Source organism: Brachybacterium sp. P6-10-X1 (genome assembly GCF_001969445.1).
In the GTDB taxonomy this organism is placed as follows: Bacteria; Actinomycetota; Actinomycetes; order Actinomycetales; family Dermabacteraceae; genus Brachybacterium.
Genome location: NZ_CP017297.1, coordinates 1,383,008 through 1,408,557, shown reverse-complemented (window position 1 = coordinate 1,408,557; position 25,550 = coordinate 1,383,008). Strand labels below are relative to the sequence as shown.

At 70.3% G+C, this 25,550-nt stretch carries 29 protein-coding genes; 12 read left to right on the top strand and 17 right to left on the bottom strand.

Annotated features, from left to right (window positions below; translation table 11 throughout):
* Positions 1–105 precede the first annotated feature (105 nt).
* The 4 genes from BH708_RS06485 to BH708_RS06470 all read right to left on the bottom strand — a co-directional run bounded on the left by BH708_RS06485 (position 106) and on the right by BH708_RS06470 (position 4,318).
* Positions 106–795, bottom strand: coding sequence for a response regulator transcription factor (locus BH708_RS06485; protein ID WP_076807525.1), 690 nt, complete (start codon positions 793–795; stop codon positions 106–108).
* Positions 792–2,168 (bottom strand): sensor histidine kinase, encoded by a 1,377-nt coding sequence (locus BH708_RS06480; RefSeq protein ID WP_083713332.1) that lies wholly within the window; start codon positions 2,166–2,168, stop codon positions 792–794. The genes BH708_RS06485 and BH708_RS06480 overlap by 4 nt, the downstream gene beginning before the upstream one ends.
* Before the next feature lie 187 nt (positions 2,169–2,355).
* Entirely contained in the window at positions 2,356–3,102 is a 747-nt protein-coding gene (locus BH708_RS06475) for an SOS response-associated peptidase (protein ID WP_076810891.1), read from the bottom strand.
* A gap of 1 nt (position 3,103) precedes the next feature.
* On the bottom strand, positions 3,104–4,318 hold the full coding sequence (locus BH708_RS06470; protein WP_076807523.1) for a YihY/virulence factor BrkB family protein: 1,215 nt from the start codon (positions 4,316–4,318) through the stop codon (positions 3,104–3,106).
* A gap of 202 nt (positions 4,319–4,520) precedes the next feature.
* Here BH708_RS06470 and BH708_RS06465 point away from each other — a divergent pair, with 202 nt between their 5' ends.
* The 3 genes from BH708_RS06465 to BH708_RS06455 are packed head-to-tail and all read left to right on the top strand — an operon-like array spanning position 4,521 to position 7,494.
* On the top strand, positions 4,521–5,747 hold the full coding sequence (locus BH708_RS06465) for a CpaF family protein (RefSeq protein WP_076807521.1): 1,227 nt from the start codon (positions 4,521–4,523) through the stop codon (positions 5,745–5,747).
* The gene (locus BH708_RS06460; RefSeq protein WP_076807519.1) at positions 5,744–6,616 is read left to right on the top strand and encodes a type II secretion system F family protein; all 873 of its coding nucleotides are present in this window, start codon (positions 5,744–5,746) and stop codon (positions 6,614–6,616) included. Before BH708_RS06465 ends, BH708_RS06460 begins: the two co-directional genes overlap by 4 nt.
* Positions 6,613–7,494, top strand: a complete 882-nt coding sequence (locus BH708_RS06455; RefSeq protein WP_076807517.1) for a type II secretion system F family protein — start codon at positions 6,613–6,615, stop codon at positions 7,492–7,494. The genes BH708_RS06460 and BH708_RS06455 overlap by 4 nt, the downstream gene beginning before the upstream one ends.
* 13 nt (positions 7,495–7,507) lie before the next feature.
* Here the strand turns inward: BH708_RS06455 and BH708_RS06450 are convergent, their stop codons facing one another.
* From BH708_RS06450 to BH708_RS06390, 13 genes are all read right to left on the bottom strand, one after another.
* Positions 7,508–8,902: an ATP-binding protein gene (locus tag BH708_RS06450; protein ID WP_076807515.1), complete on the bottom strand. Its 1,395-nt coding sequence runs from the start codon at positions 8,900–8,902 to the stop codon at positions 7,508–7,510.
* Between the two features lie 54 nt (positions 8,903–8,956).
* Positions 8,957–9,589: a hypothetical protein gene (locus BH708_RS06445; RefSeq protein WP_076807513.1), complete on the bottom strand. Its 633-nt coding sequence runs from the start codon at positions 9,587–9,589 to the stop codon at positions 8,957–8,959.
* A complete protein-coding gene (locus BH708_RS06440; RefSeq protein ID WP_076807511.1) occupies positions 9,586–9,834 on the bottom strand; it encodes a hypothetical protein in 249 nt (82 codons plus the stop codon). The genes BH708_RS06445 and BH708_RS06440 overlap by 4 nt, the downstream gene beginning before the upstream one ends.
* Before the next feature lie 348 nt (positions 9,835–10,182).
* Positions 10,183–11,010 carry a phage major capsid protein gene (locus BH708_RS06435; protein WP_076807509.1) on the bottom strand — a complete coding sequence of 276 codons (828 nt, stop codon included), beginning with the start codon at positions 11,008–11,010 and terminating at the stop codon, positions 10,183–10,185.
* Positions 11,011–11,173: 163 nt separating this feature from the next.
* Complete coding sequence (locus tag BH708_RS06430; RefSeq protein ID WP_076807507.1) at positions 11,174–11,632, bottom strand: hypothetical protein; 459 nt, start codon at positions 11,630–11,632, stop codon at positions 11,174–11,176.
* Positions 11,625–11,951 (bottom strand): hypothetical protein, encoded by a 327-nt coding sequence (locus BH708_RS06425; protein ID WP_076807505.1) that lies wholly within the window; start codon positions 11,949–11,951, stop codon positions 11,625–11,627. The genes BH708_RS06430 and BH708_RS06425 overlap by 8 nt, the downstream gene beginning before the upstream one ends.
* Positions 11,948–12,157 carry a hypothetical protein gene (locus tag BH708_RS06420; RefSeq protein ID WP_076807503.1) on the bottom strand — a complete coding sequence of 70 codons (210 nt, stop codon included), beginning with the start codon at positions 12,155–12,157 and terminating at the stop codon, positions 11,948–11,950. Before BH708_RS06420 ends, BH708_RS06425 begins: the two co-directional genes overlap by 4 nt.
* Positions 12,154–12,429, bottom strand: a complete 276-nt coding sequence (locus BH708_RS06415) for a hypothetical protein (RefSeq protein ID WP_076807500.1) — start codon at positions 12,427–12,429, stop codon at positions 12,154–12,156. Before BH708_RS06415 ends, BH708_RS06420 begins: the two co-directional genes overlap by 4 nt.
* Before the next feature lie 14 nt (positions 12,430–12,443).
* A complete protein-coding gene (locus BH708_RS06410) occupies positions 12,444–12,800 on the bottom strand; it encodes a WhiB family transcriptional regulator (protein ID WP_076807498.1) in 357 nt (118 codons plus the stop codon).
* Positions 12,797–13,072, bottom strand: coding sequence for a hypothetical protein (locus tag BH708_RS06405; RefSeq protein ID WP_076807496.1), 276 nt, complete (start codon positions 13,070–13,072; stop codon positions 12,797–12,799). Before BH708_RS06405 ends, BH708_RS06410 begins: the two co-directional genes overlap by 4 nt.
* Positions 13,073–13,206: 134 nt before the next feature.
* Complete coding sequence (locus BH708_RS06400; RefSeq protein WP_256386311.1) at positions 13,207–15,420, bottom strand: bifunctional DNA primase/polymerase; 2,214 nt, start codon at positions 15,418–15,420, stop codon at positions 13,207–13,209.
* Positions 15,417–15,626 (bottom strand): hypothetical protein, encoded by a 210-nt coding sequence (locus BH708_RS06395; RefSeq protein ID WP_076807493.1) that lies wholly within the window; start codon positions 15,624–15,626, stop codon positions 15,417–15,419. Before BH708_RS06395 ends, BH708_RS06400 begins: the two co-directional genes overlap by 4 nt.
* A gap of 308 nt (positions 15,627–15,934) precedes the next feature.
* A complete protein-coding gene (locus BH708_RS06390) occupies positions 15,935–17,434 on the bottom strand; it encodes a recombinase family protein (protein ID WP_076807491.1) in 1,500 nt (499 codons plus the stop codon).
* Positions 17,435–17,665: 231 nt separating this feature from the next.
* Here BH708_RS06390 and BH708_RS20295 point away from each other — a divergent pair, with 231 nt between their 5' ends.
* The 9 genes from BH708_RS20295 (at position 17,666) to BH708_RS06345 (ending at position 25,423) form a co-directional block, all read left to right on the top strand.
* Entirely contained in the window at positions 17,666–17,926 is a 261-nt protein-coding gene (locus tag BH708_RS20295; RefSeq protein ID WP_076807490.1) for a hypothetical protein, read from the top strand.
* A gap of 143 nt (positions 17,927–18,069) precedes the next feature.
* Positions 18,070–18,414: a TadE family protein gene (locus tag BH708_RS20290; protein WP_076810888.1), complete on the top strand. Its 345-nt coding sequence runs from the start codon at positions 18,070–18,072 to the stop codon at positions 18,412–18,414.
* 74 nt (positions 18,415–18,488) lie between these two features.
* On the top strand, positions 18,489–18,965 hold the full coding sequence (locus BH708_RS06375) for a hypothetical protein (protein WP_076810886.1): 477 nt from the start codon (positions 18,489–18,491) through the stop codon (positions 18,963–18,965).
* The gene (locus BH708_RS06370; protein ID WP_083713329.1) at positions 18,962–19,465 is read left to right on the top strand and encodes a pilus assembly protein TadG-related protein; all 504 of its coding nucleotides are present in this window, start codon (positions 18,962–18,964) and stop codon (positions 19,463–19,465) included. The genes BH708_RS06375 and BH708_RS06370 overlap by 4 nt, the downstream gene beginning before the upstream one ends.
* Entirely contained in the window at positions 19,462–20,652 is a 1,191-nt protein-coding gene (locus BH708_RS06365) for a glycerate kinase (RefSeq protein WP_076807488.1), read from the top strand. The genes BH708_RS06370 and BH708_RS06365 overlap by 4 nt, the downstream gene beginning before the upstream one ends.
* A 173-nt stretch (positions 20,653–20,825) precedes the next feature.
* Positions 20,826–21,941 carry a peptide chain release factor 2 gene (prfB, locus tag BH708_RS06360; RefSeq protein ID WP_076807486.1) on the top strand — a complete coding sequence of 372 codons (1,116 nt, stop codon included), beginning with the start codon at positions 20,826–20,828 and terminating at the stop codon, positions 21,939–21,941.
* 334 nt (positions 21,942–22,275) lie between these two features.
* Entirely contained in the window at positions 22,276–23,172 is an 897-nt protein-coding gene (gene ftsE / locus BH708_RS06355; RefSeq protein WP_076807484.1) for a cell division ATP-binding protein FtsE, read from the top strand.
* Complete coding sequence (gene ftsX / locus BH708_RS06350) at positions 23,169–24,086, top strand: permease-like cell division protein FtsX (RefSeq protein WP_076807483.1); 918 nt, start codon at positions 23,169–23,171, stop codon at positions 24,084–24,086. The genes ftsE and ftsX overlap by 4 nt, the downstream gene beginning before the upstream one ends.
* Positions 24,087–24,088: 2 nt before the next feature.
* Complete coding sequence (locus BH708_RS06345; protein WP_076807481.1) at positions 24,089–25,423, top strand: murein hydrolase activator EnvC; 1,335 nt, start codon at positions 24,089–24,091, stop codon at positions 25,421–25,423.
* The last annotated feature ends 127 nt before the right edge of the window (positions 25,424–25,550 follow it).

Genomic DNA, 25,550 nt, shown 5'->3' with positions numbered 1-25,550 from the left:
CCGGCGGACAGGTGGGGCAGGTGGGGCAAGTAGGGACGCCGGGACGGGCGCGTCTGCGGACTCGACGGCACCGCCGGCTCCGACGCCTCAGTCGGCTCAGTCGGCTCAGTCGGCGCCCGGGGCGACCAGCCCGGTCTCGAAGGCGATGATCACGGCCTGGACCCGGTCGCGCGCCCCGAGCTTGGCCAGCACACGCCCCACATGCGTCTTCACGGTCGCCTCGGCGACGAAGAGCCGGGCCCCGATCTCCTGGTTCGAGTAGCCGCGGCCCATCAGCGTGAGCACCTCCCGCTCCCGCTCGGTGAGAGCGTCCAGGGCCGAGGTGTCCTGTTCCTGCGGTTCGGGGGTCGCGACCACGCGGGCGAGCAGGCGACGCGTGGCCGACGGGGCGATCACGGCGTCCCCGCGATGGACGGTGCGGATCGCGCCGAGCAGGTCCTCGGGCTGGGCGTCCTTGAGCAGGAACCCGCTGGCCCCGGCACGGATCGCCGAGACCACGTACTCGTCGATGTCGAAGGTGGTCAGCACCACGATCTTCGGGGCACGGCCCTCAGGGGCCTGCTCGAGGATTCGCTGCGTGGCCTCGATGCCGTCCATCCGCGGCATGCGCACGTCCATGAGCACGACGTCGACGGTGCGGGCGCGCAGGTCCTGCACGGCGGCGGCGCCGTCGACCGCCTGCACGACGACCTCCATGTCCTGCTGCGAGTCGATCACCATCGCGAAGCCGGCGCGCACGAGCGGCTGGTCGTCGACCAGGGCGATGCGCAGGGGACGGTCGAGCGGATCGGTCATCGGGGATCTCCTCCGGGGTGGGACGGGTCGGGGTCGGGGGCGGCGGATCTGGTGACGGGGCCGGCGGGGTCGGCGGGGTGACCCGGGGGGCCGTCGAGGCGCGCGGGGACGGTCCTGCTGCCGACGGTCTCGCCGCCGCGCAGGGTGCCGTCCAGCGGGACCACGGCCCGCACCCGGTATCCGCGGCCGGGGAGGGGCCCGGCCTGCAGGGTGCCGCCGAACACGGACATCCTCTCGTGCATCCCGGTCAGGCCGTGGCCCTGACCGTCGGACGCGGGGTCGGTGCCCTGGCCGTCGTCGAGGATCTCGATCTCCAGGTTCGCGGCGGTGCGATGGATGCGGACCGCCGCGGAGGCGCCGGCCCCGGCGTGCTTGAGGACGTTGGTCAGCGATTCCTGGACCAGGCGGAACACGGACATGCCGAGCGCCTGGGAGAGGTCCTCGAGATCGCCGTCGAGGTCGAGATCCACCTCGAGCCCGGCGGCGCGCACCCGGTCGGCCAGGTCCTCGAGCATCGCCGGGCCGGGCTGGGGCCCGAAACTGGTCTCGTCCTCGTGGCGCAGGACGCCCAGCAGGGAGCGCATGTCCGCGAGCGCCGCCCGCCCGGTCTCCCCGATGGTGCCGAGCACGTCGACCGCCTTCTCGGGCTGCTGGGAGGCGACGAACCGGCCGCCGTCGGCCTGGGCGATGATCACGGAGAGGGAATGGGCGACGACGTCGTGCATCTCGCGGGCGATGCGGGCCCGTTCGTCGGCGACCGCGAGGGCCGTGCGCTGCTCGCGCTCCCGGACGGCCTGCTCGGCGCGGTCGCGGATCAGGGCGAGTTGGCGCACTCGGGCTCGCTGGAGGTTGGCCAGCGCCCAGATCGCCACGACCGTGATGGAGCCGACCAGCAGCAGCCCGGCGAAGGTCGCCGCGGACTGCAGCACCCCGCCGTAGGGCGTGAAGTATGCCAGCAGACTCCAGAACCCGGCCTGGGCGAGGACGCCGAGGAACCCTGCTCCCACACCGATCCAGCCCACGGCGCGCCCGCCGTACGCGACGGCGCAGAACATGGCGTAGAACGTCATCACATCGCCGGCGACGACGGGCAAGGTCGCCAGCATGTGGGAGACGGCGAGGGTCCCGATGACGATGACGCCGAGCAGGGGGCGCACCCGACAGAGCGCTCCCGCGGCGATCATCGGCACGGTGAACAGGGTCCACCAGCCGAAGCTCCCGGTGCCGACGGAGAAGACGAGGACCAGGAGCGCGCCGGCTCCGAAGCCGATCAGATCGACGGTGCCCGGGTTCTCGATGATCCAGCGGAACGGGTCGTGGCGCCGGGAGCGCCCGTGCGGCGCGACCGTGCTCCGAGGGGATCCGTCCGTCATGATCTCGAGGGTACGGGCAGTCGGCGGTCCGTTTCGTCAGACCGCGGTCGGATGCCGGGGCCGACCGGCGGCGCCGGGGGATCGATACGGTCCGGCGCGTCGGAATGGGGGTCTGCATCCGACGCGTCAGACCGCATGCTCCCGGAATGGGCGGATCCGGATGCTCCCGCGGCGGGGAGGCCGGGGGTCAGAGCAGGGTCTGTGGGCCTTCGAGGAGCTCCGGCCCGTCGTTGCCGACGGTGCCCACGGCCGGATCCACCTCGCGCAGGGCGAGGGTCGCATCCGGGAGCAGATGCGCATCGTCCAGGATCCACTCCTGGGCGGCGTGGCGATCCTCCATCCCGGGGTCCAGCCATGCATCGAGCTGGTCGCGGCGCAGCATCACCGGGGTTCGGTCGTGGATCTCGGCGAGCTCCCCGGTCGCCGCGCGGGTGATGATCGTGGCGCTGAGCAGGAAGCGACCGTCCTCGCTGGCGGCAGGTCCCTCATGGCCGCCCGGGCCCCTCCACCAGGAGACCAGGGCCGCCATGTACAGCGGGGACCCGTCGGCCGGAGCGATGAAGAAGGGCTGCTTGCGCTTGCCCGCAGGGGCGCGCACCCACTCGTAGTAACCGTCCATGGGAACGATCGCCCGGTACCGGCCGAGGCTCCCGCGGAAACTGTTGCGCTCGGCGAGGGTCTCGCGGCGGGCGTTGAAGGTGCGCGAGGAGAAGGATTCGTCCTTCGCGAAAGGAGGCAGCAGGCCCCAGCGGGCGATGCGCAGGGCCCGCAGCACCTCACCGGTCTCCTTGTCGATCGATTCGGTGACCACGTGGATCGGTGCGGTCGGCGGGATGTTCCAGCGGCTGCGCAGGCGGGGGTCGCTGAGGTCGACCGCGCCGAGGTCGTCCATCAGCGGCTCGACCTCCTGGAAGAACGCGAAGCGGCCGCACACGTCAGTCCCCGGTCCGCGCGGCGCGGGGACCGGACGTGCTCTCGGCATCGGGCTCGTCGCGGTCCTCCGCATCGGGCACGGCCCCCTCGGAACCGACGGCGGGCACGCCCCGGCGCGGGGTGAGGCGGGCGTCCTCGCCGGTGTAGGCCTCCGCGTCGCGGTGGAGGTTCCGCAGCCGGATGTCGCGGCCCGCATCGACGATGCCCTCGTGCTTGGCCTCGGCCTTCTCGGCGCCCTTGTACCCGCGCATCGGCAGGTCGAGATCGTCCTCGGCCGGCTTGCCGGCCTCGAGCTCCTTGGCGCGCTCGAACTCGGCGTCGACCTCCGCGCCGAGAATGATCACGATGTTGATGATCCACAGCGCGAACAGCACCGCCATGATGCCGCCGATGGCACCGTAGCTGGAGTAGCCGGCGACGGTGCTCATGTAGATCGACAGCGCCACCGCGGCGACGGCGATGCCGAGGATCGCAAAGACGCCGCCGGGGGAGATGAGCCGGAAGGGCTTGTCGACGTTCGGCGCGCCCCAGTACAGGATCGAGATCAGCGCGAAGGCGATCAGCAGGATCACCGGCCACTTCGCCCAGGCCCAGATCGGCAGGAACGAGTCGGTGAGGAAGGCGAGCAGGCCCTCGGCCCCGATGGTCGAGGCGATCGGGCCCAGCAGGCTGTCCACGATCGACTGGCTGAGCAGCACCGAGACCAGGACCAGCAGGATGCCGAGGATCAGCGCCACGGTCAGGCCGAGCATCGACAGGGTCAGACGGACGAATCCTCGTCCTTCGGGCACCTCGTAGATCTGGTTGGCGACCCGGCCGTAGGCCTTGATGTACGCCGACGCCGACCACAGGGCCGTGGCGATACCGATGATCAGCGCGATGGTGCCGCCGGTCGCCGATCCCATGAGGGAGTCCAGGGTGGAGTCGACCGCTCCGCCGACCTCCATCCCGCTGCCGCCTGCGCCGGAGGAGATGGCGTCCTTGATCAGGCCGGCGATCTCATCCTTCATGTCGGACAGCAGCAGCGTGGCCAGCGAGAACAGGGCCAGCATCGTCGGTGCGATCGAGAGCACCAGGTAGTAGGTCAGCTTGGCGGCCTGATCGGTTCCGCCGTCCCGCATGAACTCCGCCAGCACGCGCTTGGCCATGTACGCCAGGGTGCGCCCGCTCAGGCGGGGAGACCCGGAATCGGGGGAGGACTCGGGGGAATCAGCCATGAGGAGGACTCCTGGGTGAGGACGATCTCGGGGACGGGATGTGTCGACATCCTGCCATGGGAGAAGTCGGGGAGGGTTGTCCACAATTCCTGACATTCGCCTGTCTCGGGTGCCGATCCGTCTTACAGTGACCGGCGTGCGTGTTTCACGCCACAGCTCAGGACCGGGAAGGACCGGTCGGTCGGGGTCGGGAGGGGACCGGATGGACACCGCCACCGTCATCGAGGCCGAATCGCGGGAGCTGATCCGTCGACGCGGCCTGGACGTGCACGCCGATCAGCTCGAACCGCTGATCCGAGAGGTGGTCACCGACTACGACCGGCGCTCATCCTCCGGCGAGGTCCCGGTGCTGCACGACGACGAGACGATGGTGGCCGAGGTCGCCGCCCGCATCGGCGGGTTCGGACCGCTGCAGGAGATGCTCGATGACCCCACGATCGAGGAGATCTGGCTGAACTCACCCAGCGAGGTCTTCTGCGCGCGCAACGGGCGCAGCGAGCTGACCACGATCGTCCTGTCGGACACCGAGGTCCGCGGGATCGTCGAGCGGATGCTGGTGAGCTCGGGGCGCCGGCTGGACATGAGCACCCCCTTCGTGGATGCCCTGCTGCCGGACGGGTCACGGTTGCACGTGGTGATACCCAGCGTGACCCGCACGCATTGGGCGATCAACATCCGCAAGTTCGTGGCCAAGGCCTTCGACCTCCCAGGACTGGTGTCCCTGGGCGCGCTGACGCCGCAGGCCGCCGACTTCCTCGACGCCGCGATCGCCTCGGGCCTGAACGTCGTGTGCAGCGGGGCGACCGGCGCGGGGAAGACAACCTTCCTGCGCTGTCTCGCCCAGTCCATCGGATCTCGGGAACGGGTCGTGACCATCGAGGAGGTGTTCGAGCTGGGGCTGGGCCTGCGCGACGTGGTCGCCATGCAGACCAGGCAGGCGAACCTCGAGGGCACCGGCGAGATCTCCATGCGCCGCCTGGTGAAGGAAGCGCTGCGAATGCGCCCCAGTCGCATCATCGTCGGCGAGGTCCGCGAGGCAGAGTCGCTGGACATGCTGATCGCCCTGAACAGCGGCCTGCCGGGGCTCGCCTCGATCCACGCCAACTCGGCCCGCGACGCAGTCGTCAAACTGTGCACCCTGCCCCTGCTCGCCGGGGAGAACGTCTCCAGCCGCTTCGTCGTCCCCACGGTCGCCAGCGCCATCGACCTCGTCGTCCACCTCGACATGCTGGCCGACGGCCGACGTCGGGTGCGCGAGATCGTCGGGCTCAGCGGGAGGGTGGAGGACGAGGTCGTCGAGATCGCGGATCTGTTCTCGCTGCACGGCGAGCGCCTGATGCGCGGGGACGGTCATCCTCCGCACCCGGAACGCTTCGTCCGCTCCGGGCACGACCTGACCGCACTGCTGGGCGTGGCGGAGGCGGCATGAGCGACGGTGCGTTCCTCGGTCTGGTCGTGGGACTCGGCCTGCTCTCGATCTGGTGGTCGCTGTGGGAGCAGGACGGCCCGGAGACTCGTCGCGGACGGATCAGTCGCGCCATGGACCGGCTGCGCGACGACCTGGTGACGGTGGGACTCACGTCGGTTCCACCGGCCGCGGTGCCGGCGCTCAGCGTGGGGCTCGGCCTCGTCGTCGCCGCCGCGCTGTGGGCGACCTCCAGCGCGGTCGTGCCGTCCCTGACGATCGGAGCGATCTCGACTGTGCTGCCGGTCGTCTTCCTGCGCTCGGCGGCCCGCCGCCGGGCGACCGCGCTGCGCGAGGTCTGGCCGGAAGCCGTCGACCACATCAACTCCGCCATCCGGGCCGGGCTCTCATTACCGGAGGCGCTGGTCCAACTCAGTCGCAAAGGCCCGGAGGAGCTGCGGCCCGCCTTCCATGAGTTCTCCCTGGATTACCAGGCCAGCGGTGATTTCGCCGCGTGCCTGGATCGGCTGAAGGTGCGTCTGGCGGATCCGGTGGGCGACCGGATCGTCGAGGCGCTGCGGATCACCCGCGACGTCGGCGGCACCGATCTCGGGGGACTGCTGCGCACCCTCGCCTCCTTCCTGCGGGAGGACGCCCGGACCCGTGCGGAGCTCGAGGCGCGGCAGTCCTGGACCGTCAACGCGGCGCGGCTCGCCCTCGCCGCGCCCTGGCTGGTGCTGGCGCTGATGTCGACCAGGCCCCAGGCGGCCCAGGCCTACGATTCCTCGCTCGGAATGGCGATGATCGTCATCGGTGCCGTGGTCTCGCTGATCGCCTACCGCGTCATGCTGCTGATCGCCCGCCTCCCGCGGGACGAGCGGGTGCTGCGATGATCGACTCCGGAGCCGTCGTGATCGGAGCCCTCCTCGGGCTCCTGCTCGGCATCGGGCTCGCCCTCCTGGCCGGACTGCTCCCGTGGTTGCGGAGCCGGGATCTGGGAGCCCGTATCGACCCGTACCTGCGGCGGTCGCGGTCCGCCTCCCTCTTCAGCGCTCCCGCCGCGACGAGTCGCGCCCGGGTGGTCACCGAGAACCTGCTGGGGCCGGTCGCCCAGCGCGCCCTGGGCCTCCTCGAGCGCCTCACCGGCGGTGCCGACCAGCTCGAGCGACGGCTCAGGCTGGCCGGCCGGCGCTCCTCCACCGACTCATTCCGCATCGAGCAGGTGATCTTCGGGGTGATCGGCCTGGTCGGCGGCGTCGTCATCGCCCTGCTCTCCATCAGCACCCGAGGAGCGAGTCCGCTGCTGGGCCTGTTCATCGCCGTCCTCGGCGTGCTCTCCGGGGTGCTCCTGCGGGACTACCTGCTGGGGATGGAGATCTCGCGTCGCGCCTCGCGCATGGCCCGCGAGTTCCCCACCGTCGCCGATCTGCTCGCCCTGGCGGTCGCGGCGGGGGAGAGCCCGATCGCCGCGATGGAACGGGTGGCCCGCACCTCATCGGGCGCGCTGCCGGACGAGTTCGCCGCCACCGTCGCCGATATCCGTTCCGGCACCAGCGTCTCCCAAGCCCTGGCCTCCCTGGGAGCCCGTACCCCGCTGCAGTCCCTGGGGCGGTTCGGCGAAGGCGTCTCCGTTGCCATCGAACGGGGCACGCCCCTGGCTGACGTGCTGCGGGCCCAGGCCCAGGACGCCCGCGAGTCCTCCAAACGCGACCTCATGGAGACCGCCGGTCGCCGCGAGATCTACATGCTCATGCCGGTTCTCCCGCGATAGGGGTACTACTTCTCTACTGGCGCGCTAGGAATCCACCGAACTGCGCGTGGCGCTTGAGCGTCGTCCGGATTTGGTCCTTGATTGACGAAGGGAGCGTGTTCTGGCTGCTGTAGGCCTTGAGTTCAACGATGCAAGTTGATTGCTGGCTGTCGGGTCGACTGATTGAGATGTCAGCGCGAAGGTTGGCGTGCGGAGACCTCAGCTCAGCCTCGGGGGTAGCTGGCACGCCAAGGATGGCTAGGCTCTTTGCGATTCGAGCTCCAATCTTAGTGGGGTGGCGGGTTACGCCGCCGTCATACCAAGCGCGAGCATCTCTTGCACGCTTCGATTCGCGTTCCCGCAAGGGGGCATAGGATGACGGGTCCCACTGCTCTGTGACGATCGAGTAGAAGTGAGTGCCCTTGAAGCGATTTAGATAGGTCTGACTCGGGATGAAGCCTGGGTTGTCGAAATCTTGACAGAGTTGCTGCAGGTCTGCGGCGGCAATCGGAACTAGACGCACATCGAAGTAGAGGCGCGCGCGATTGAGTTCTGCAAGCGGGTACGTCCGCTTGTCCAGATCGTTCAGCTCTCGGTAGAAGGAGTTCCAGTCAAGCTTGTATCCGTCGCGAGCTTTGGTGAAGCCTGCAACTCGAGTGATTCGGGCTGCGTCGGCGACGGGCCAGAGCATCACGACCTGGTATTCCGACAGATCCTGGAGTTTAGATGCGTGCTGAGCGAGTAGCTCGCCAACGAGTTCGATGGTTCGCCCCAGCGTAGGGGCCTCATCAACCACCGCTTCGATGTCCTCGCGAAGCACCTCGAAGTCGGCGAGCGGCTGTGACTGGTTGTGAAACTCGAACGTCTCTTCCACGATTTCTGCCCAGTCCTTCTTCTCTGGGCCGATGAGCTCGAAATCCTTGGCGAGAAGGATCCGTTCATTCCTGCTTGTTGCGGCGATGAGTTCGTCCCTGAAGGACTCGCTTGTCGTCAGCCAAAGGAATAAGACCGGTGTGTCGGCGAGGCCGCGGCGGTCTAATAGGCTCAGGCGCTCGATGAATTGAGAAGGAATCGATGAGCTCTCCGCGACGTTTTCTTCGTACTCGTCAACTACTGCGATAAGAATCTTCGGCTGATTCCGGCGCCCCATGGCTTCACGGATTTCTTGAAGCAGCGCCGATTCGGAGGTGATCGCTTGACGCGAGAGCTCGATGACCTTGGATTCTGGAAGGTGGGTTGCGAGCTCCCTTGAGGCCGAGCTTTTGCCCGCACCACTGCGTCCGTAGATTGGAAGGAACCGGATCCCTCCGCTGATCTGCATCCCAGTACTGGCCTTTTTGACCATTTCGATTAGCGGGCGGTTAGGGCGGAGGCTGGCGCGGAAGTCGGGGTCCAGGCTCTCGTACCGGGAGGGGAGGCGCACGTTCATGTGCTGAGGATACCGGCTTGTTTTGAAAAGTGCGCTGAACGTCAGGGGTGCTCATCAGGTCAGAGTTGGCACAACCAGGGGCGCCAGCCCGCCGGGGCGGAAGGTCTCGCCGAGAGCGATGTACCGACCGACTGAGTAGACCTCGATCTCCTTGGTGCGACGGCCGGGAGCTTCGTCCATGAGGCCCCACACGTGCAGTCCGCGGCCGCTCTGGCTGCGTTCGACCCACGCACCGGGGTTCGCCTGCAGTACCCGCTCGGCAAGCGGTGACAGGGCCCCTTCTGCATCGAAGCAGTCGTCCAGGTCGATGCAGCCGATGCCGTCGCCGAGCACGTAGCCCAGCCCCCGGCCGACGGTCGAGGCGGCGGCGGTGTCGTAGTCGGTCCAGGTGCGTGCGTCGGTGGACGAGGCGGCGCGGTTGGTCCGGGCCTGGAGGGGGAGCTTCCGGCCGTCGCGCGTGATGGTCCAACGCACCCAGCGGGCGCGGGCGCGGAGCTCGGCGGGGATGGCGGCGGCCTCACGGGTGATCGACTCGGCGGCGGCGACGGCCGCGCGCTCCTCGCGGCGGCGGGCGCGGAAGGCGCGCTGGCGGCAGGCGGCGGAGCAGTACTTGGCGGGGCGGCCCTGGCGCTCGGTCAGGGTGTCGACGGGGGTGCCGTCCACTGGGCAGGCGGTGAAGCGGCTCATCGGGCCACCTCCGCCAGGGCGAAGGTGTCGGCCTCGAAGTCGTGCTCGGCGACGTACACGACGACCAGGGCATCGCGGTCGGTGCCGGGGCGGATCAGGCCGACGACGTCGCGGTAGTGCGGGTCCACGATCCAGCGGGCGCCCGCGGCGACGGCGCGGTCGATCTGGGCGAGGAAGTCGGGGTCGCCCTCGACGCGGAGGACGGCCTGGGCCTGGTCGATGAGGGAGCTCTTCGTGTTCAGCATACTCCCAGTCTACTCTCAGGAACTACGAAAAGATAGCCTGACCTGCAGGTTGAGTAGCGCTAGTAACGTATTGATGCGGCGACCTGCGGTGCCTCTGGGGGTGTCCAGAGGGGTTCGATACGTCTTTGTATCGTGCCAGGTCAAATGCGTTTCTGAATCGTGCAGCCGGTCAGGCCCTATGCGAACCGTACCGGGAGCTTGCCCGGGGGCGGGGGCTGGGGAGGTACCCCATCACCCCAGGTCACCCGGGCATTGCGTTTACTCTACGGGACACGGGCGAGCGGAGCCGGAAGCTGGTGGTGGAGTCCACCGCCGGGGCACGGTCGCCCGGCTCCGCTCGCACGTGGGTCAGGCGCCTGCGGTGGCGAGGTCGATGCGGACCAGCGCAGCGGGCTTGGGGAAGGCGAAGCCGACCCGGAGGGTAGCCCGGAGGGCCACTCGGTCCGAGGTGAAGTGGCTGTCGTGCGAGACAGCAAGCGTCACGTCTTCACGCAGCACAGTGACGATCTGCGTCGCGTCGAGCATCCACAGCGAACCGGCGGCGACGTGGCGGCTGGAGACCACGGGCAGCCCGGCGACCACCGAGGTGTCGGCCAGCAGCGCGCGGTTGGAGTCGGCCTGGTCCTTCAGCACAGCCAGGGCCAGGAGGTCCGCCGGGTTCACCAGCAGCACGGAAGGCGCGCCGCCCTCGGCAGCCGCCGCGGCCTTGGCCTCGTGGATGGAGTCCAGCGAGTCCAGCGCACCGGACACCACGGTCGGGGTGATGGACCCCAGGCCCTTGGCGGCGGGGGCGGCGAGGTTCCCCATGAAGCCCTTGTCGACCTGGAGGGTGAGGGCCCGTGCGAGAGACTTCCCCACCTGGTCGGCGGCGGAGGGGGAGGAGTCCTCGGCGAGCTCCCGGGAGATGGTCGTCAGCCCGGCCACCTTGGCGGGGGTCACCTCGATCTCGTCCAGGGTGGGGTCCGAGGGGGCGATCTCCTCGCCCTCAGCGGTCCATGCGGCGGCGGCGTCCTCGACCAGGACGGGCACGCGGAAGGTCTTGCCTGAGGTGGTCACCCGCTGGGCGATGGACGGCTGGAACGCCAGCGCAGCCTCGGCCACGGGGTCGGTGATGAGCGCGCCGTACTCGGCGGGCAGGATGCCGCGGTTGGACTCGGCAGTGGTCAGCATGGTCATGAAAATGCGCCTCCTGAAGGCGGTTGTGAACGTGGTGAGTGTTCGCAGACCTCGGAGCCGCCAGGACTCAGTGAGGGCGGTCCCGCCAGGAGACGCATCGCGATATGAAGTTGGGGTGCGGCGCCGCCGCCGGGACGGCCACCGCACCCCGAATACTACCTGGTCAGCCCTGCTTCAGGGCGTCGCCCCAGGTGCGGGAGGCCGGCCGCTCGCCGCCGGTCCCGGTGTGCGGGCTGACACCCCCGCGCAGCCCGTACTTCTTGGCCGTGTCCCGGGCGGTGGCGCGGAGCCGCTCGGCGTCCAGCCCGTCCTCGCCGATGAACGAGGCCAGCTCGTGGCCGTCTGCGGCGAACAGCTCGGGCGTGAGGCGTGTCCCGCGGAGGGCCTCGGCAAGGGCGAAGGCGGCCAGGGCGTCGCGCTGGGACTCGGCGGCCTCGGCGCGGGTCTCGGCCTCACGCAGACGGGAGCGGTGCCCGGCGGCCTCCTTCCGGAGCTTGGCCACCAGGCCCTCATCCTCAGAACCGGCGTTCTCCGCGTCGTTCGTGCCGGCGACGGCCTCCTGGGCCTCGTCGGGCTCCTCGTGCGCGGGAGGGGCGTTCTCTGCACGCTGAGCGTCACTCATCGGCTGCTCCTGCTCGTCGTGCGGGGCGGGTGACGTTGCCGCGGCCGTCGAGGCGCTCCACCACCTCTCGGTGGTGGATGCCTCCGGCGTGGTGGAAGCGGACGGCGAGGTGCGAGCCTGCGGGCGGGTCGATGAAGTAGCCATCGGTCAGGGTCCTTTCGGTGGTGGTCATGGGGCGGGTGCCCCGGTACCGGTCGTGGTCGGCCGCCGCGGTTGCGGAGTCGGGCTCGTAGTGCGGGCAGGCGGTCGTGTGGCGCCAGGTGAGCCCTCGCAGCCACTCGCGGCCGCAGGCGGGGCAGTTGGGCAAGGCAGTGGTCATGGGGTGCTCCTGGTGCTGTAGCGCACGGACTGGGCCGCGACGGCGTTCTGGTCGTGGACTCGGGTCAGGGCGGCGGCGATCTGCGGAAGCATGTGCGCAGGGATGAACACCGAGCGGTTGCCCTGCTTGATGACGGCGCCGCCCCGCCCGGCCCCGCCCGCCCGCTGCACACGGAGCGGCTGGACCGGGCGGGGCTCGCCGGTCATCGGCCCGCCCCGCTCTCAGTGACGATCGCCCGGCGGGCGCGGCGGCGACCGGAGGCGACGCCCGGGGGCAGCTCGATGCCGTCCAGCTCGTCGCGAAGGTCGTCCCGCTCCTGCTTGACGCGTTCAGCCTCACGGCGCTCCCGGGCGAGCTGCTCGTCTCGCTCGGCGATCTGCTCGCGCAGCTCGGCATTCTCGGCCTCGACGCGCACAGCGCGGTCCTCGGCGGCCAGCCGCGCAGATGCCTGCTCGGCGAGCTTCTTGTCGATGTTCATCGTGTTCCTTTCGGTCAGGCCCCGGCGGCGGTCGCCGTGGGCTGGTCTCGGGTTGTGGCGGAGGTATAGGCATGCCCGCCCCAGACACCGGCCGGGGCGCGGGAGGCCTCGGCGAAGTCACGGCAGGCGGCAAGTAGGGGGCAGGCGCCGCAGGCTTCAACGGCCCGCGCAATGGCCGCCGGGTCGTGGTCGGTCAGCCAGTCGTCGCCATGTCCGTCGTCGCGGCAAGGCACTGCCCAGCTCGGTGCAGCGGCCAGCCCGGCCCGGAGCCGTTCCCAGGCGGACCGCGCCGGTGCCGGGAACTTCGGGACGGCGCGCTGTTGGCGCTTGAACATGGCCGGCCACTGGGTCGATTCGACGTGCAGGCTCATCGGTCCTCCGTCCAGCGGGCAGTGGCCTCGGCGACGCGGTCGAGGTAGGCCATGCCCGCCTCCGTGCCGTGGGCCTCAGCGATGCCCCGGGCGGTGGCCTTGTCGAGGCGGTCGACCATCGCAGACAGGGCGTGGAGCAGGTCGCCGGAGACCGGGTCGGACGCGATCGAGAAGGCGCCTTCGGAGCCGTGGGTCGAGCCGTCCGGCAGCAGGGTGTTCCGCCGGAGGATCACCTCGGTGAAGGGCCCGGGCGTGGGCTGGTCGTCGGTCACTGGAAGGTCCTTTCGGTTGATGGTGTTGAGGCCCCCGGACCCACCCCGACCCTCATAGAGGGGTCGGGGAGGGTCCCCAAAGGGGAGCGGGGAGGGAGCGGGGACCCTCGGGGTGTCACGCTTGATCTGCGGTTTCATTTCGGGGCACCTCCGCGGGGACCCTCCCCGGGGGTCTCGTCCTCCCCGTCCGGCGGGAAGTGCACCGAACCGGGGCGGGGGAACCACCTGACGGTCGTGCCCTTGCCGGGCTCGGAACGCACCAAGTTCGCCGCCTCGGCCGCCTTCGCAGCCTGGGGCCCGTCGCCCTTCTGGAAGGCGCACCCGGCGGTGCGAAGGCGGCTCTCGATCTCGCCGGTCTTGATGCCCGGCTCGGCCTCGATGACCTCAACCACGGCGGGCATGAGGCTGTTGATCTTCCGGGCTGCTCGGCTTGCTCGTCGGCTTCCACGCCCCGTGAGGGTGAGCAGGCGCGTGGTGCGGTCAAAGTGGAGCTGGTCCTCGGCCACGTCGATGTCGCGGCCATCGGCGCGCAAGAACCTCGCGGGATCGTCCTTGGCTTCGGGGTCCTTGGTCAGGTAGATGAGCGAGTCGCCCCAGTCCTCCACGGCCGACGAACCGCGGGTCCGCTCGCCGTCCCAGCCCGCGTGGACAGACAGCACGACGTCCCGTGCACCGGCCTCGGCCCGCGCGAAGCGGTCGAGCTCCAGCAGCCACGACTGCACCTGTCCGGCGTCGTTCTGGCTCTCGCCGGTGAAGGCGCGCCCGAACGGGTCCACGATGATCGACTCGACCTCGTGGCGGCGGAGCAGCGCGCCCAGCCGGTCGAGTTCCGAAGGCGTGGCGAACGGGTTCGCGACGCCGCGGAGGTTGACCAGGAAGAACCGCTCGGGGTCGATCCCCAGGTCTGCGGCCCAGCCGGTGATCTGGGCGCCGGACACCTCGAAGTTGAGGAAGGCGACCCTGCCGTCGACCGGTCGCACGTCGAAGGCGCCGAGGAAGGGCTCGCCGGTGATGAGCGACCGCGCCAGGTTGAGCTCGAAGGTCGTCTTGCCGGTCTTGCGCTGGGCAACGATGGTGGTCGAGGCCTCCCACGGGATCAGCCCCTCCACCCGCGCGGCGGGCGGGGGAGGCTTCAGCAAGTGGTCGGTCAGCGTTCCTGCGTCCCACTCGGTCGGTTGGGGAGCGTGGGCCGCCTCGAAGCGGCGCCGGGCCTCCTCGCGGACCTGGAGGCGCTGAACCTCACGGGCGACCTCCAGCTCGAAGATGCCCGCCGGAGTCTCGGAGCCCCTCGGCGCCTGTTCACCGTCAACGGCTGAGAACACCGCCGCCGGGTCGAGCGCAGATGCGGGGATCGGCTTGGCCCAGCCGCCGATATCCTCAACGGCATCTGCCCAGCGCGCCTCGTTGTCGGCCGGGGTCCAGCCCGGGTCCGTAGGCGCCTCGGCGAGAAAGCGCTCGCGGAGGACGGCCAGCGGGAAGGCATCCGGCGCGGCGTTCGCCACCAGCACGAGGCGGTTGGCGACGTTGAGGGTGAGCTGCCGCCAGCCGTAGCCGTTTGGATGCTCGCCTTCGGACCACTCCCAGGCCGCTCGGAGCCCCTGGAACTCTCCCTCGGCAGCCGCGCGCAGGTACTCGACCGCGGATGCAGGGAAGGGCCCTTCTTGAGGCTCCTCGGAGGCGATGAAAGTCGGCTTCGGGCCGAGTCCGTCTACAGGCGCCGGTGCGACGGCCTCAACTGGCCGGAGCCAGGCCTCGGCGACCTGGGCGGGCAGCTCGGCAATCGCGGCGTCCTCGGCGATGCCGTAGGCGCCCTTGGGCATGACGGACCCAGGCGCCACGAGGAAGCCACCGCGCGCCTTCACGTCGATGCGCATGCCCGCGCTCCGGAACCGGAGGTTGGAGGAGCGGAAGAGTGCCCTGCCAGGTGGCCGGAACAGGGCGTGACGGCCGCCGGACCCAGAGCGCGTGACGAAGGTCGGCGGAAGGTCGACCGGGCACAGGGCGGCCCAGTCGTCGAGCGCCCCGGCGGCGTCCTCGTCGATGCCTATGACGCCGGACTTCTCGGTGTCGATGCCGAGGTTGAACCCCCGACGCACCCAGCCCTTGATCGTGTCGAGGTCGCGCGTGGACGCCGCCTGCCAGCCCGTGATCGCCGGGGACTTCTCTAGAGCCTTCACCGGAAATAGATAGAGGCCCATTCCGGCGAGCTTCCTCGCATTTACGAGCAAGGATTCTCGGGCGGTAGACTTCCCGGTATCGGTTGTCCTTTCACGGCCGGTTCGGTTCGCGCTAGCGCCCGTCTCGGTTCGCGCCGGGGCGGGCGCTCCGTCGTCTTGGAGGGCGTTCACCGGGCACCGCCGGTGAGCATCGCGGCGAGGCGGTGTCGCTGCTCGTCGGTGAGCGGTGGCGCCGTCGCGAGGGCTTCGTCAATCCAGCGGGTGAGCTTGGCTTCTTTGAGCTGCTGACGGGCCGGTGTGGGGTCCTGACGAGTGCGGACGGCGTTAGCGACGGCCGAACGGGCGAGATGGACGGGGTCGGACGTCTTGCCGGACATGGAGGTTCTCCGTGGTGTCCGGGCAAGTGCCAGCCGCTGAGCTGGCTATCGGTCTGCTTCTCGCCTTACGCGGTGTCGCCGTGAGGGACCGCACCGAGTCGTCTGCCTAAGCCCTGTGCCGCCGGGGCTGTCTCCCCCTTGCGGGGCGCCCCTGATCGCGACTTTCGTTCTTCTTGACGGTCGATACCCTACTCCCAGAAGTCGATGGCAGAAAGCGCCTCTCGATACCCTGGCGTGCTTTCCAGAGCCGGAATCGCTACTACGTAAATGCGTAGTAAGTCGCCCCAGGTCGGCGGCCGCGCAAGCCCTCAGGGGGCCTCGGTTTCCGTTACCGAGTCGTTACCAACCCAGCGCACAGCCAGCCGATCGGGCGACCACTGCGACCCGCTCCCGGCAGGCTTCAGAGTGAAGGTTGCGAGGGCGTCGAGCACCGCCCGGCGGACGTCCAGTGAGGCCCCGGCCCATGCGGCGTCCACCGACTGCTGGCGAGCTTCAGCGGAGAAGGCGGCGAGGACGGGGGAGGGCATCGAGGCGGACAGCTCCAGCTCGGCAGCGGCGATCTGAGGGCGCAGCCGCTCGGTGATGCGTGAGAGCTGGCTCGCCTCGATCAGCCCGTCGGCATACTCGTCGGCAGCGCGGTCGAGCCGTGCCTGGAGCCCCGCCAGACGGTCAGCGGCGGCCTGTGTGCCGCCCCGGTCGGCCGACAGCACCGTCGGCCCATCCTCGGCCCGGAGACGGGCGAGGAGGAGTCCCTCGACGGCCTCGTCCACATCCTCTGCCTTGGCCCTCGTGCAGAAGTTGACTGCGCAGACGTAGGCCCAGGGGCGGCGGCCGCCGGTGCCGTCCTTGCGGGTGAACTTCGCCCCGACCTGAGACCGCATCCGGGCGCCGCACTTGCCGCACAGCAGCTTGCCGCTCATCAGGTAGCGGACCTCCGTGCCGCGTGAGGTTCGCCGGGCAGGGTCGGTCAGGAGTGCGATCAGCTGGTCCTGCTCGTCCTCCGAGAGGATGGCGGGCCACTTGCCCCGGGTGATCATCGGCGCATGCGCACGGCGCCTCTCACCTTCTTTGGGAGTCGGGTACAGCACCCGCCTCCCGGCGTTGCGCTCGCGTAGGAGAACCTGCCGAAGCACCGTCGCGTTCCACGAGCCCTTGCCGGAGGGGGTCGCCACGCCGCGGGCGTTCAGGTCGGCGCACACCGACCGGAGCGAGGCCCCAGCCAGCACCCGGCGGGCGACGTCCTTCAGGATCGGGGCGACCTCGGTGTCGAGTTGCTCGGTCCCGTCGAACGCGCGCGTCCAGCCCCAGGGCGTGATGCCGTGCGAGCGGCCTTCCTTGGCGCGCTCCAGCATCGCGCGCTTCACGCGCTCGGCGGTGCGCTCGGCTTCGGCGGCGTCCCACGCGGCCAGGGTGCGGGCCACGGCGCGCCCGTCGGCGGTGTCGAGACGGTAGTCGCCAGAGACGACAGTCTTGATCTGCACCCCGCGCCGCTCCACCAGCTCGATGAGGTCCTCGTTCTCCTTGGGGCGCCGGGTGAGCCGAGAGGTCGAGTAGGCGAGCACGGCGCTGAACTCACCGGCCCGGGCCCGGTGCAGCATCTCGGCGTACGCGGGGCGCGCCTTCTTCGACCTGGTCGAGGCGCCGCGGTCGTTGTCGGTGAAGACGGCTGCGACGGTGTAGCCCAGCTGGGCGGCGAGCTCCCGGCAGTCGGCTTCTTGCCTGCGCACGCCCGCCTCGTCCCCGCGGTCGTCGCGGGAGATGCGGGAGTAGATGGCGGCGGACAGCGGGGCGGGGGCGTCGTGGGTCATGCCGTCAAGGGTAGTACCCCAAAGCGTGGTCCGCTCCCGTGGTGTTCTTCGTGATGCCCCTGGTGATCGTCTTCGCCATCTTCCCCGGCCTCGCCGTCCTGGAGATCTCCGTCTGACCGTTCGAGCGTCCCCGAGAACCTGCCCACCATCCATCCCGATCGCAGCACCGCACCATCTGCAGTTCCGACCCCGTCCCGGGCTCCACCCGGGCCATCGGCCGAGGAGGCTGACATGACCGTCCACCGCACCCGCCTGCACCGCTCGTCCCGCCGCGTCGTCGCACCAGCACCCGCCCGAGGAGCCGAAGGTCCCCCGGGACTCGCCGCACGCCTGGTCGCGCGCCTGGGATCCGAGCGCGGGGACGTCCCCGGATGGGTCCTCATCACGCTCATGACCGCCGGGATCGTGGTCGCACTCTGGGCCGTCGCCTCGGACCAGATCGTGCAGATCTTCGAGAACGCCATGGCCCCCTTCCTCGGCGGCAGCCTCTGAACGAGCCTCGCGTCGACCCCCGCTCCGAGGTGACCGCCGTGCACCGCCACCCGCAGCACCCGAGCCCGCCCCGCGGACGAGTCACCCGTGCGCGGTACGCACGGCCGCTGGTCCACCGACTGCGCAGTGAGGAGGGCTCGGCCGTGGTGGAGTTCCCGATGGTCGCCGTGCTGATCGTGCTGATCGCCCTCGGAGTGGTCCAGGCCGCGCTCATCGTCCACACCCGTAACACCCTGATCGACGCCGCGGTGCAGGGGGCACATCATGCCTCGCTGGTCGGCGCGAGCCCGGAGGACGGGGCGGAGCGTGCCGAGCGACTCATCGGCGATCGCTTCGGCGACTCGTTCCAAGCCGAGGCGACGGCCGCCGAGAGCGCCGACGGGACCATCGAGGTGGAGGTCAGCGCGACGCTCCCGCTGGTCGGCCTGTTCGGCCCCGCCGGAACGCTCACCGTCGAGGGGCGCGCGATCGATGAGGAGACCTGGTGAGCAGGCGGTGCGGCGCACAGCGAGCCCGGTCCACAGCACTCCGCCGCACGCACGCCGATCCCCACGGCTCCCGGGTGGGACCGCGCCATCGCCGGGGGTGGCTCGGGGAACCGGTCGGCCTCGCGGCCGAGGACGGCAACACCATCGTCGAATTCGTCGTGCTCGCCGCCGCTCTGCTCATCCCCTCGCTGTATCTGGTCCTGACCCTGGGGTCGGTCCAGGCCGCAGTGTTCGCCGCCGACACCATCGCCCGCGACGCGGCCCGCATCCACGCGGTCGAGACCGATCCGGACCGGGCGACGATGCGCACCCAGCAGCACGCCGCGCTGGTCCTCGAGGACTTCCGCCTCGAGGACGGGGACGTCGTCGAGATCTCCTGCAGCGAGGATCCCTGCTCGAGTCCCGGGGGCACCGTGCGCGCCCAGGTCCGGATCCCCGTCCCGGTCCCGGGGCTCGGGCCGATCCTGGGGGAGACGGGCCCCGTCGCCGTCGGCGCCGCCCACGCCGTTCAGGTGGATCAGTACCGCGCCGACAGCGGAGGGGACCGATGAGCGTCCGACGCCGACACCGCGCTCAGCCGGGACGTCGACACCGCGCTCAGCTGGACCGCCTGCGCGCGCGGCTGCGAGCGACCCGTGGATCCATCACCATCCTCACCACCGGGGTGCTGGTGGTGATCCTGATGGTGATCGGCGTGGGCACCGCCATCACCGGGGTCCACCTCGAACGCACCGAGCTGCAGCACGCCGCCGACAGCGCGGCCCTGGCCGCCTCCCAGGCCGTGGACCCGGCGCGCATCTACGTCGACTCCTCCGGCGCGGCGATCCATACCGGGTCGGCCCGCCGCGCCGCCGTAGAACAGCTGCGCAGCTACCCGATCGATTCGACCCGCACCGAGGACCTCCGCGTCGCCGACGTCTCCGTCGACGCCGACGGGACGGTCCATGTGGTCCTGACCGCGCGGACGCACCCGCCCCTGGCAGGATGGTTCACACGACGGACGAACACGTCCATCCCCCTGACCGTCGAAGGAGAGGCCAGATCCCGATGACCGCACCCCGCACGGCGCTGCTCGCACCCGACAAGTTCAAGGGCACGCTCAGCGCCGCCGCGGTCACCCGGGCCCTCGCCGCCGGCATCGCACGGAGCGCCCCCGAGGTGACGGTGCGCTCGTGCCCCATCGCCGACGGCGGTGACGGCACCGTCGACGCCGCGCTCGCCGCCGGCTCCCAGGCCCGCACCACCACCGTCACCGGCCCCACCGGTCTGCCCCACAGCGCCCGATGGGCACTCGCGGACGACGTCGCGGTCGTGGAGCTCGCCGAGACCGTCGGCCTGCACGCACTGCCCGATGGGGACCTCGCCCCGTGCACCGCCTCCACCCGCGGACTCGGCGAGCTGATCCGCGTCGCCCTCGAGGCCGGTGCCCGCACCATCATCGTCGGTCTCGGCGGCAGCGCCTCGACCGATGCGGGCGCCGGACTGCTCCAAGGCCTCGGGGCCCATCTGCTCACCGTCGACGGCACCGACATCGGCACGGGCCTCGAGGGGCTCTCCGCCCTGGCCACCGTGGACCTCGCCCCGGCTCTCGCACTCCTGGACGGGGCGAGCCTGGTGGCGGCGAACGACGTCTCCAACTCCCTGCTCGGCGCGGACGGGGCCGCCGCCGTGTACGGACCGCAGAAGGGGATCCCCGCCGCACGGATCGAGCACGCCGACGCTGTGCTCGCCGCCGCCGCCGCGCTATTGGACCCCGCCTCCCTCCACCGCGACCTCCCCGGGGCCGGCGCAGCCGGAGGCACCGGCTTCGCGCTGTTCCTGCTCGGTGCCCGGCAGCGCTCGGGCGCCGATGCTGTGTTCGAGCTGATCGGCGTCGACGCCCAGCTCGCCGCTGCCGATGTCGTGGTCACGGGGGAGGGGAAGCTCGATGAGCAGACCCTGCAGGGCAAGGGGCCGGCCGAGATCGCCCGTCGTGCCCGCGAGCGCGGACTGCCGGTGGCGGCCGTGGCAGGCGCGATCACCCTCGACGAGCAGACGCTGCGCCGGGCAGGCATCGAGCGCAGCTGGGACCTCGTCTCCCGCGCCGGCTCCGTCGACGAGGCGATCGCCCACTCCGAGCGCTGGCTGGTCGAGGTGGGCGAGGAGCTCGGTCACTGGCTCGCGGACGGCGCCGCTCCGGTCGACGGACCCGCGCTCGGAGATTCCGGGGCCGCCGAGGAGGATTCCATCACGGCGTGAGACCAGGCGGACGGGTGAGACCGTGCGGACGGGCAGGACAGGGCGGACGGGTGGGATCGGGTGGGACCCGGCTGCCGCCTGGGCCCCGGGTCGGCTTCTGAGATTCCCCGGGCCCGCGGGATCGCGGTCGGTCGGTCGAGGCGATCGGGTCACCTGCCGTAGACTCTCGCCTCGTGGCTTCCATCGACTTCTCCGCAGAGATCTCCCGACTCCAATCGACCCTGTCGTCGATCGAGCAGGTGACGGACATCGAGGCGCTCGACGCCAAGATCGCCGACCTCGAGCAGCAGGCCTCGGCCCAGGACCTCTGGGATGACGTCGACAACGCCCAGAAGGTCTCCGCAGCCCTGTCGCATGCGCAGTCCGAACGCCGCCGCATCAGCGAGCTCGAATCCCGCATCGAGGACCTCGAGGTGATGGTCCAGCTCGCGGCCGAGGAGGACGACGCCGACACCCTCGCCGAGGCCGAGCAGGAGCTGACCAGCATCCACAAGACCCTCGACGAGCTCGAGGTGCGCACTCTGCTCTCGGGCGAGTACGACGAGCGCAGCGCCGTGATCACGATCCGCGCCGGCGCCGGCGGCATCGACGCCGCCGACTTCGCCGAGATGCTGATGCGCATGTACCTGCGCTGGGCCGAGCGACACCAGTACACCACCAAGGTGATGGACACCTCCTACGCGGAGGAGGCCGGGCTCAAGTCGGTCACCTTCGAGGTCACCGCCCCCTTCGCCTACGGGACCCTGTCCGTCGAGGGCGGCACCCACCGCCTGGTGCGCATCAGCCCCTTCGACAACCAGGGCCGGCGCCAGACCTCCTTCGCCGCCGTCGAGGTGATCCCGCTGATCGAGTCCACCGACTCCGTCGAGATCCCCGAGAACGACCTCAAGGTCGACGTCTTCCGCTCCTCCGGGCCGGGCGGCCAGTCCGTGAACACCACGGACTCCGCAGTGCGCATGACGCACCTGCCCACCGGCACCGTGGTCTCCATGCAGGACGAGAAGTCGCAGATCCAGAACCGCGCCGCCGCGCTGAGGGTCATGCAGTCCCGCCTGCTGCTGCTGAAGAAGGCCGAGGAGGCCGCCGAGCGCAAGGAGCTGGCCGGTGACGTCAAGGCCAGCTGGGGCGACCAGATGCGTTCCTACGTCCTGAACCCGTACCAGATGGTCAAGGACCTGCGCACCGAGTACCAGGAGGGCAACCCCTCCTCGGTCTTCGACGGCGAGATCGACGGATTCATCGACGCCGGCATCCGCTGGCGCGCCGCAGGGAGCACGTCCGACTCCTGAGCTGCTCTTCTCGGGTGAGCCCGTCGGCCGCCCCTGAGCGGCGCTTCCCACGGGCCTTCCGGTCCCGGTCCTGCGCCGCCCGAGCCGAAAAGGGGCCTTCCGGTCCCGGTCCTGCGCCGCCCGAGCCGAAACGGGCCTCCCGGTCGGTCCTGAGCGGTCCTGCCCGCTCACGGGCCGTCGCCCGCGATCGACGACCCCGTGCGCGGGACCGGGTGAGCAGCGGCACGCGACCTTGACCAGGTTTTGACCCGGATTGGGACTCCGCCTGCGGCGATCCGTGCGGCTGCACGCCTACGCTGGAACAGCACGACTTCCCCGAAGCGAACAGGCACCCGTGATCCGTTTCGACAGCGTCACCAAGACGTACATGCGAGGCCAGCACCCCGCGGTGGAGAATCTCGACATCGAGTTCACCCGCGGGGAATTCGTGTTTCTCGTCGGCGCCTCGGGCTCGGGGAAGTCCACCATGATGCGCATGGTCCTCAAGGAGACCGCCCCCACCCGCGGCACCGTGTACGTGGCCGGCAAGGACCTCTCCCGCATCCCGTCGTGGAAGGTGCCCGCGCTGCGCCGCGACATCGGCATGGTGTTCCAGGACTTCCGCCTGCTGCCGTCGAAGACCGCCTACCAGAACATCGAGTTCGCGCTCGCCGTGATCGGAACCCCTCGCAAGGTGGTGCGTCGGCTCGTGCCCGAGATGCTCGAGATGGTGGGGCTGGAGGACAAGGGCAAGAGACTGCCGCACGAGCTCTCCGGCGGCGAGCAGCAGCGCGTGGCCATCGCCCGCGCCTACGTCAACCGCCCCACGATCCTTCTGGCCGACGAGCCCACCGGCAACCTCGACCCCTCCACCGCCGAGGGGATCCTCGACCTGCTCGGCGAGATCAACGAGCGCGGGACCACGGTGGTGATGGCCACCCACGACCATTCGGCGGTGGACCGCATGCGCCGCCGGGTCGTCGAGATGGTCAGCGGCCAGGTGGTCCGCGACGAGGCCGGTGGTCTCTACGAATCCGAGACCCCCGTCAGCGTGATCTCCGGGCACCTGCCGGACGACTCCTCCCACCGTGAGGAGCACCCGCTCGAGAGCCTCGAGGTGGATTCCCCGGAGGAGTCCGACGCCCCCGCCACCGATGTCCTCGACGAGGAGCTGATCGACGAGCGCGAGGCCCGGCTCGACCGGGACGAAGGCGCCTTCACCGAGGACGAGGACGCGGAGGGGCCGCGATGAGGGCGCGCTACATCGTCGGCGAGATCATCACCGGCCTGTGGCGCAACATCGCCATGGTCATCTCCGTCGTCATCGTCACCGCGGTCTCGCTGACCTTCGTGGGCACGGGCCTGCTGATGCAGAAGCAGATCATGGACATGAAGGACACCCTGGTCGAGCAGTCCCAGGTGACGATCTACCTGTGCTCCCCGCACTCCACGTCCGCCTCCTGCGCGGGCGGGGCGGCCACCGATGCCCAGATCGCATCCGTCCAGGAGGCCCTCGAGGGTGATGTGCTCTCGCCGTACATCGCCTCCACCGACCAGCGGTCCCAGCAGGAGGCGCTGGCGATCTACCAGGAACAGTTCGCCGGGGAGGGGTTCGTCTCGAACTTCACGGCCGAGGACATGCCGGTCTCCTTCCACATCACGCTGAAGAACGCCGACGACTCCGCGGCCGTCGTCGAATTCTTCCGGGGCCGTGACGGCGTCGACGAGGTCACGGACCTGCTCAGCGCCTTCGCGCCGTTCATCGACGTCCTGAACCAGTCCACCCTCTTCGCCCTCGGGCTGGCCGTGCTGATGCTGATCGCCGCGCTGCTGCTGGTCGCGACCACGATCCGCATGTCGGTGGCCAACCGTCGCCGTGAGATCGCGATCATGCGCCTGGTCGGTGCGTCGAACCTCTTCATCCGCCTGCCGTTCCTGCTGGAGGGGGCCGTCGCCGCGATCATCGGCGGGGTCATCGCCTCCGGGATGCTGTGGATGGGTCTGCACTACATCGTCCAGGGCTGGCTCGCTCCGACCCTCGGCGAACAGCTGATCACGGTGGGCGTGGCGGACCTGGTCTGGGCCGCCCCGGTGCTCATCGCCCTGGGAGCGGTCCTCTCCATCGCCTCCTCCGTGGTCTCCCTCAACCGATACCTGAAGGTGTGAGCATGTCCCGCAGCATCCAGCGCCGTCCCCTGTTCCTCCTCGCCTCCGCGCTGCTGGTCCTCACCCCTGCGCTCGCCGGCCCGATGTCGCCGGCCTCCGCCGACGGGGACAAGGAGGACAAGGTCGCCGAGAAGGCGGAGGTCGATCAGAAGCTCGAGGACATTCGCATCTCGCTGGGCGGGGTCAGCGACGAGCTCGCCGACACCTACATGGCGCTGGCCGAGACCGAGCTGCTGATCCCCCAGGCGCAGCAGGAGCTCGAGGACGCCCAGGCCGAGCTGGCCGCCGCCCAGGCGGAGAACGAGCGGATCGGGGACCGACTGACAGCGGCCGAGGCCGAGGAGGACGAGCTCACCGGCGCGGTCGAGACCGGGCAGGCCGAGGTCGACAGCAGCGACGAGGAGCTCGCCGAGGTCGCGCTGTCCGCGTACAAGGGAGGCGGCATGCCCAGCCCCTCCTCCATCTACGTCGGCGGCCAGAGCCCGCAGGAGACCGTCGACCGGTCGATGAACTACCAGTTGACGATGGCCTCCCAGGGCAGCCGACTGGACACCTTGCGCTCCGATCAGGCCGTCACGGAGAACTCCGCGAGCCGACTCACCGCTGTGCGCGAAGAGATCGACGATCTGAAGATCGAGGCGGAGGAGGCCGTCGACCGCACCTCGGCGGCCGAGGACGCCGCCGCCGATGCGAAGGCGGAGCTCGACGCCCTCTACGCCACCCAGCAGAGCCAGCGCGATGACCTCGAGGCCAAGAAGGCCCGGTACCAGGAGGACGAGGCGAATCTCGAGACCCGCAGCTCCACGCTGGACGAGGAGATCGCCGAGCTGGCCCGGCAGGAGCGCGAGCGCGAGGAGCGAGCCCGCCAGGAGCGCGCCGAGGCGCAGGCCCAGAACAAGGGCGGCGGGAGCGGCGGCTCCTCGAGCCGGTCGGCGGACACGGGGGGCGGCTGGGTCTACCCGGTCGACGCGCGTCTGAACTCGAACTTCGGGTGGCGGTACCACCCGATCTACCACACCCGCAAGCTGCACGCCGGGGTCGACTTCCCGGTGGCCTGCGGCGTGCCGGTGGGGGCCACCCACTCCGGGCGCGTCATCGCGCACGCCTACACCAACGGTGGCGGGCGGAAGATGATCCTCAGCCACGGCATCCACAACGGCAAGCTGGTCACCAGCTCCTATCACCACCTGCAGAGCTACGGCCCGCCGGTGGGCACCCAGGTCTCGGCCGGGGACACCATCGGCCGCGTCGGCACCTCCGGCTCCTCGACCGGTTGTCACCTGCACTTCGAGATCCAGGAGGACGGCAACTCCGTCAACCCCACGGGCTACATCTGAGATCCTGAGGATCCTCACCGGGGCGAGTGGGCGTGTCCGCCGCCGCGGCCCGGGCGCCACCGCCGGGGTCGAGCACGCCATATTCCCTCGCGTCCCTCGGTGACCACCGCGTATGCTGAAGCATCCG

Bases quoted from the DNA above. Each gene is read 5' to 3' on its own strand.
- BH708_RS06485 (WP_076807525.1), bottom strand. From the start codon at position 795: ATGACCGATCCGCTCGACCGTCCCCTGCGCATCGCCCTGGTCGACGAC.
- BH708_RS06465 (WP_076807521.1), top strand. From the start codon at position 4,521: ATGGACACCGCCACCGTCATCGAGGCCGAATCGCGGGAGCTGATCCGT.
- BH708_RS06470 (WP_076807523.1), bottom strand. From the start codon at position 4,318: ATGGCTGATTCCCCCGAGTCCTCCCCCGATTCCGGGTCTCCCCGCCTG.
- BH708_RS06440 (WP_076807511.1), bottom strand. From the start codon at position 9,834: ATGCTGAACACGAAGAGCTCCCTCATCGACCAGGCCCAGGCCGTCCTC.
- BH708_RS06435 (WP_076807509.1), bottom strand. From the start codon at position 11,010: ATGACCATGCTGACCACTGCCGAGTCCAACCGCGGCATCCTGCCCGCC.
- BH708_RS20295 (WP_076807490.1), top strand. From the start codon at position 17,666: ATGACCGTCCACCGCACCCGCCTGCACCGCTCGTCCCGCCGCGTCGTC.
- ftsX (WP_076807483.1), top strand. From the start codon at position 23,169: ATGAGGGCGCGCTACATCGTCGGCGAGATCATCACCGGCCTGTGGCGC.
- BH708_RS06445 (WP_076807513.1), bottom strand. From the start codon at position 9,589: ATGAGCCGCTTCACCGCCTGCCCAGTGGACGGCACCCCCGTCGACACC.
- BH708_RS06365 (WP_076807488.1), top strand. From the start codon at position 19,462: ATGACCGCACCCCGCACGGCGCTGCTCGCACCCGACAAGTTCAAGGGC.
- BH708_RS06420 (WP_076807503.1), bottom strand. From the start codon at position 12,157: ATGACCGGCGAGCCCCGCCCGGTCCAGCCGCTCCGTGTGCAGCGGGCG.
- BH708_RS06455 (WP_076807517.1), top strand. From the start codon at position 6,613: ATGATCGACTCCGGAGCCGTCGTGATCGGAGCCCTCCTCGGGCTCCTG.
- BH708_RS06460 (WP_076807519.1), top strand. From the start codon at position 5,744: ATGAGCGACGGTGCGTTCCTCGGTCTGGTCGTGGGACTCGGCCTGCTC.
- BH708_RS06425 (WP_076807505.1), bottom strand. From the start codon at position 11,951: ATGACCACTGCCTTGCCCAACTGCCCCGCCTGCGGCCGCGAGTGGCTG.
- BH708_RS06450 (WP_076807515.1), bottom strand. From the start codon at position 8,902: ATGAACGTGCGCCTCCCCTCCCGGTACGAGAGCCTGGACCCCGACTTC.
- BH708_RS06415 (WP_076807500.1), bottom strand. From the start codon at position 12,429: ATGAACATCGACAAGAAGCTCGCCGAGCAGGCATCTGCGCGGCTGGCC.
- BH708_RS06395 (WP_076807493.1), bottom strand. From the start codon at position 15,626: ATGTCCGGCAAGACGTCCGACCCCGTCCATCTCGCCCGTTCGGCCGTC.
- BH708_RS06370 (WP_083713329.1), top strand. From the start codon at position 18,962: ATGAGCGTCCGACGCCGACACCGCGCTCAGCCGGGACGTCGACACCGC.
- BH708_RS06410 (WP_076807498.1), bottom strand. From the start codon at position 12,800: ATGAGCCTGCACGTCGAATCGACCCAGTGGCCGGCCATGTTCAAGCGC.
- BH708_RS06390 (WP_076807491.1), bottom strand. From the start codon at position 17,434: ATGACCCACGACGCCCCCGCCCCGCTGTCCGCCGCCATCTACTCCCGC.
- BH708_RS06430 (WP_076807507.1), bottom strand. From the start codon at position 11,632: ATGAGTGACGCTCAGCGTGCAGAGAACGCCCCTCCCGCGCACGAGGAG.
- BH708_RS06345 (WP_076807481.1), top strand. From the start codon at position 24,089: ATGTCCCGCAGCATCCAGCGCCGTCCCCTGTTCCTCCTCGCCTCCGCG.
- BH708_RS06480 (WP_083713332.1), bottom strand. From the start codon at position 2,168: ATGACGGACGGATCCCCTCGGAGCACGGTCGCGCCGCACGGGCGCTCC.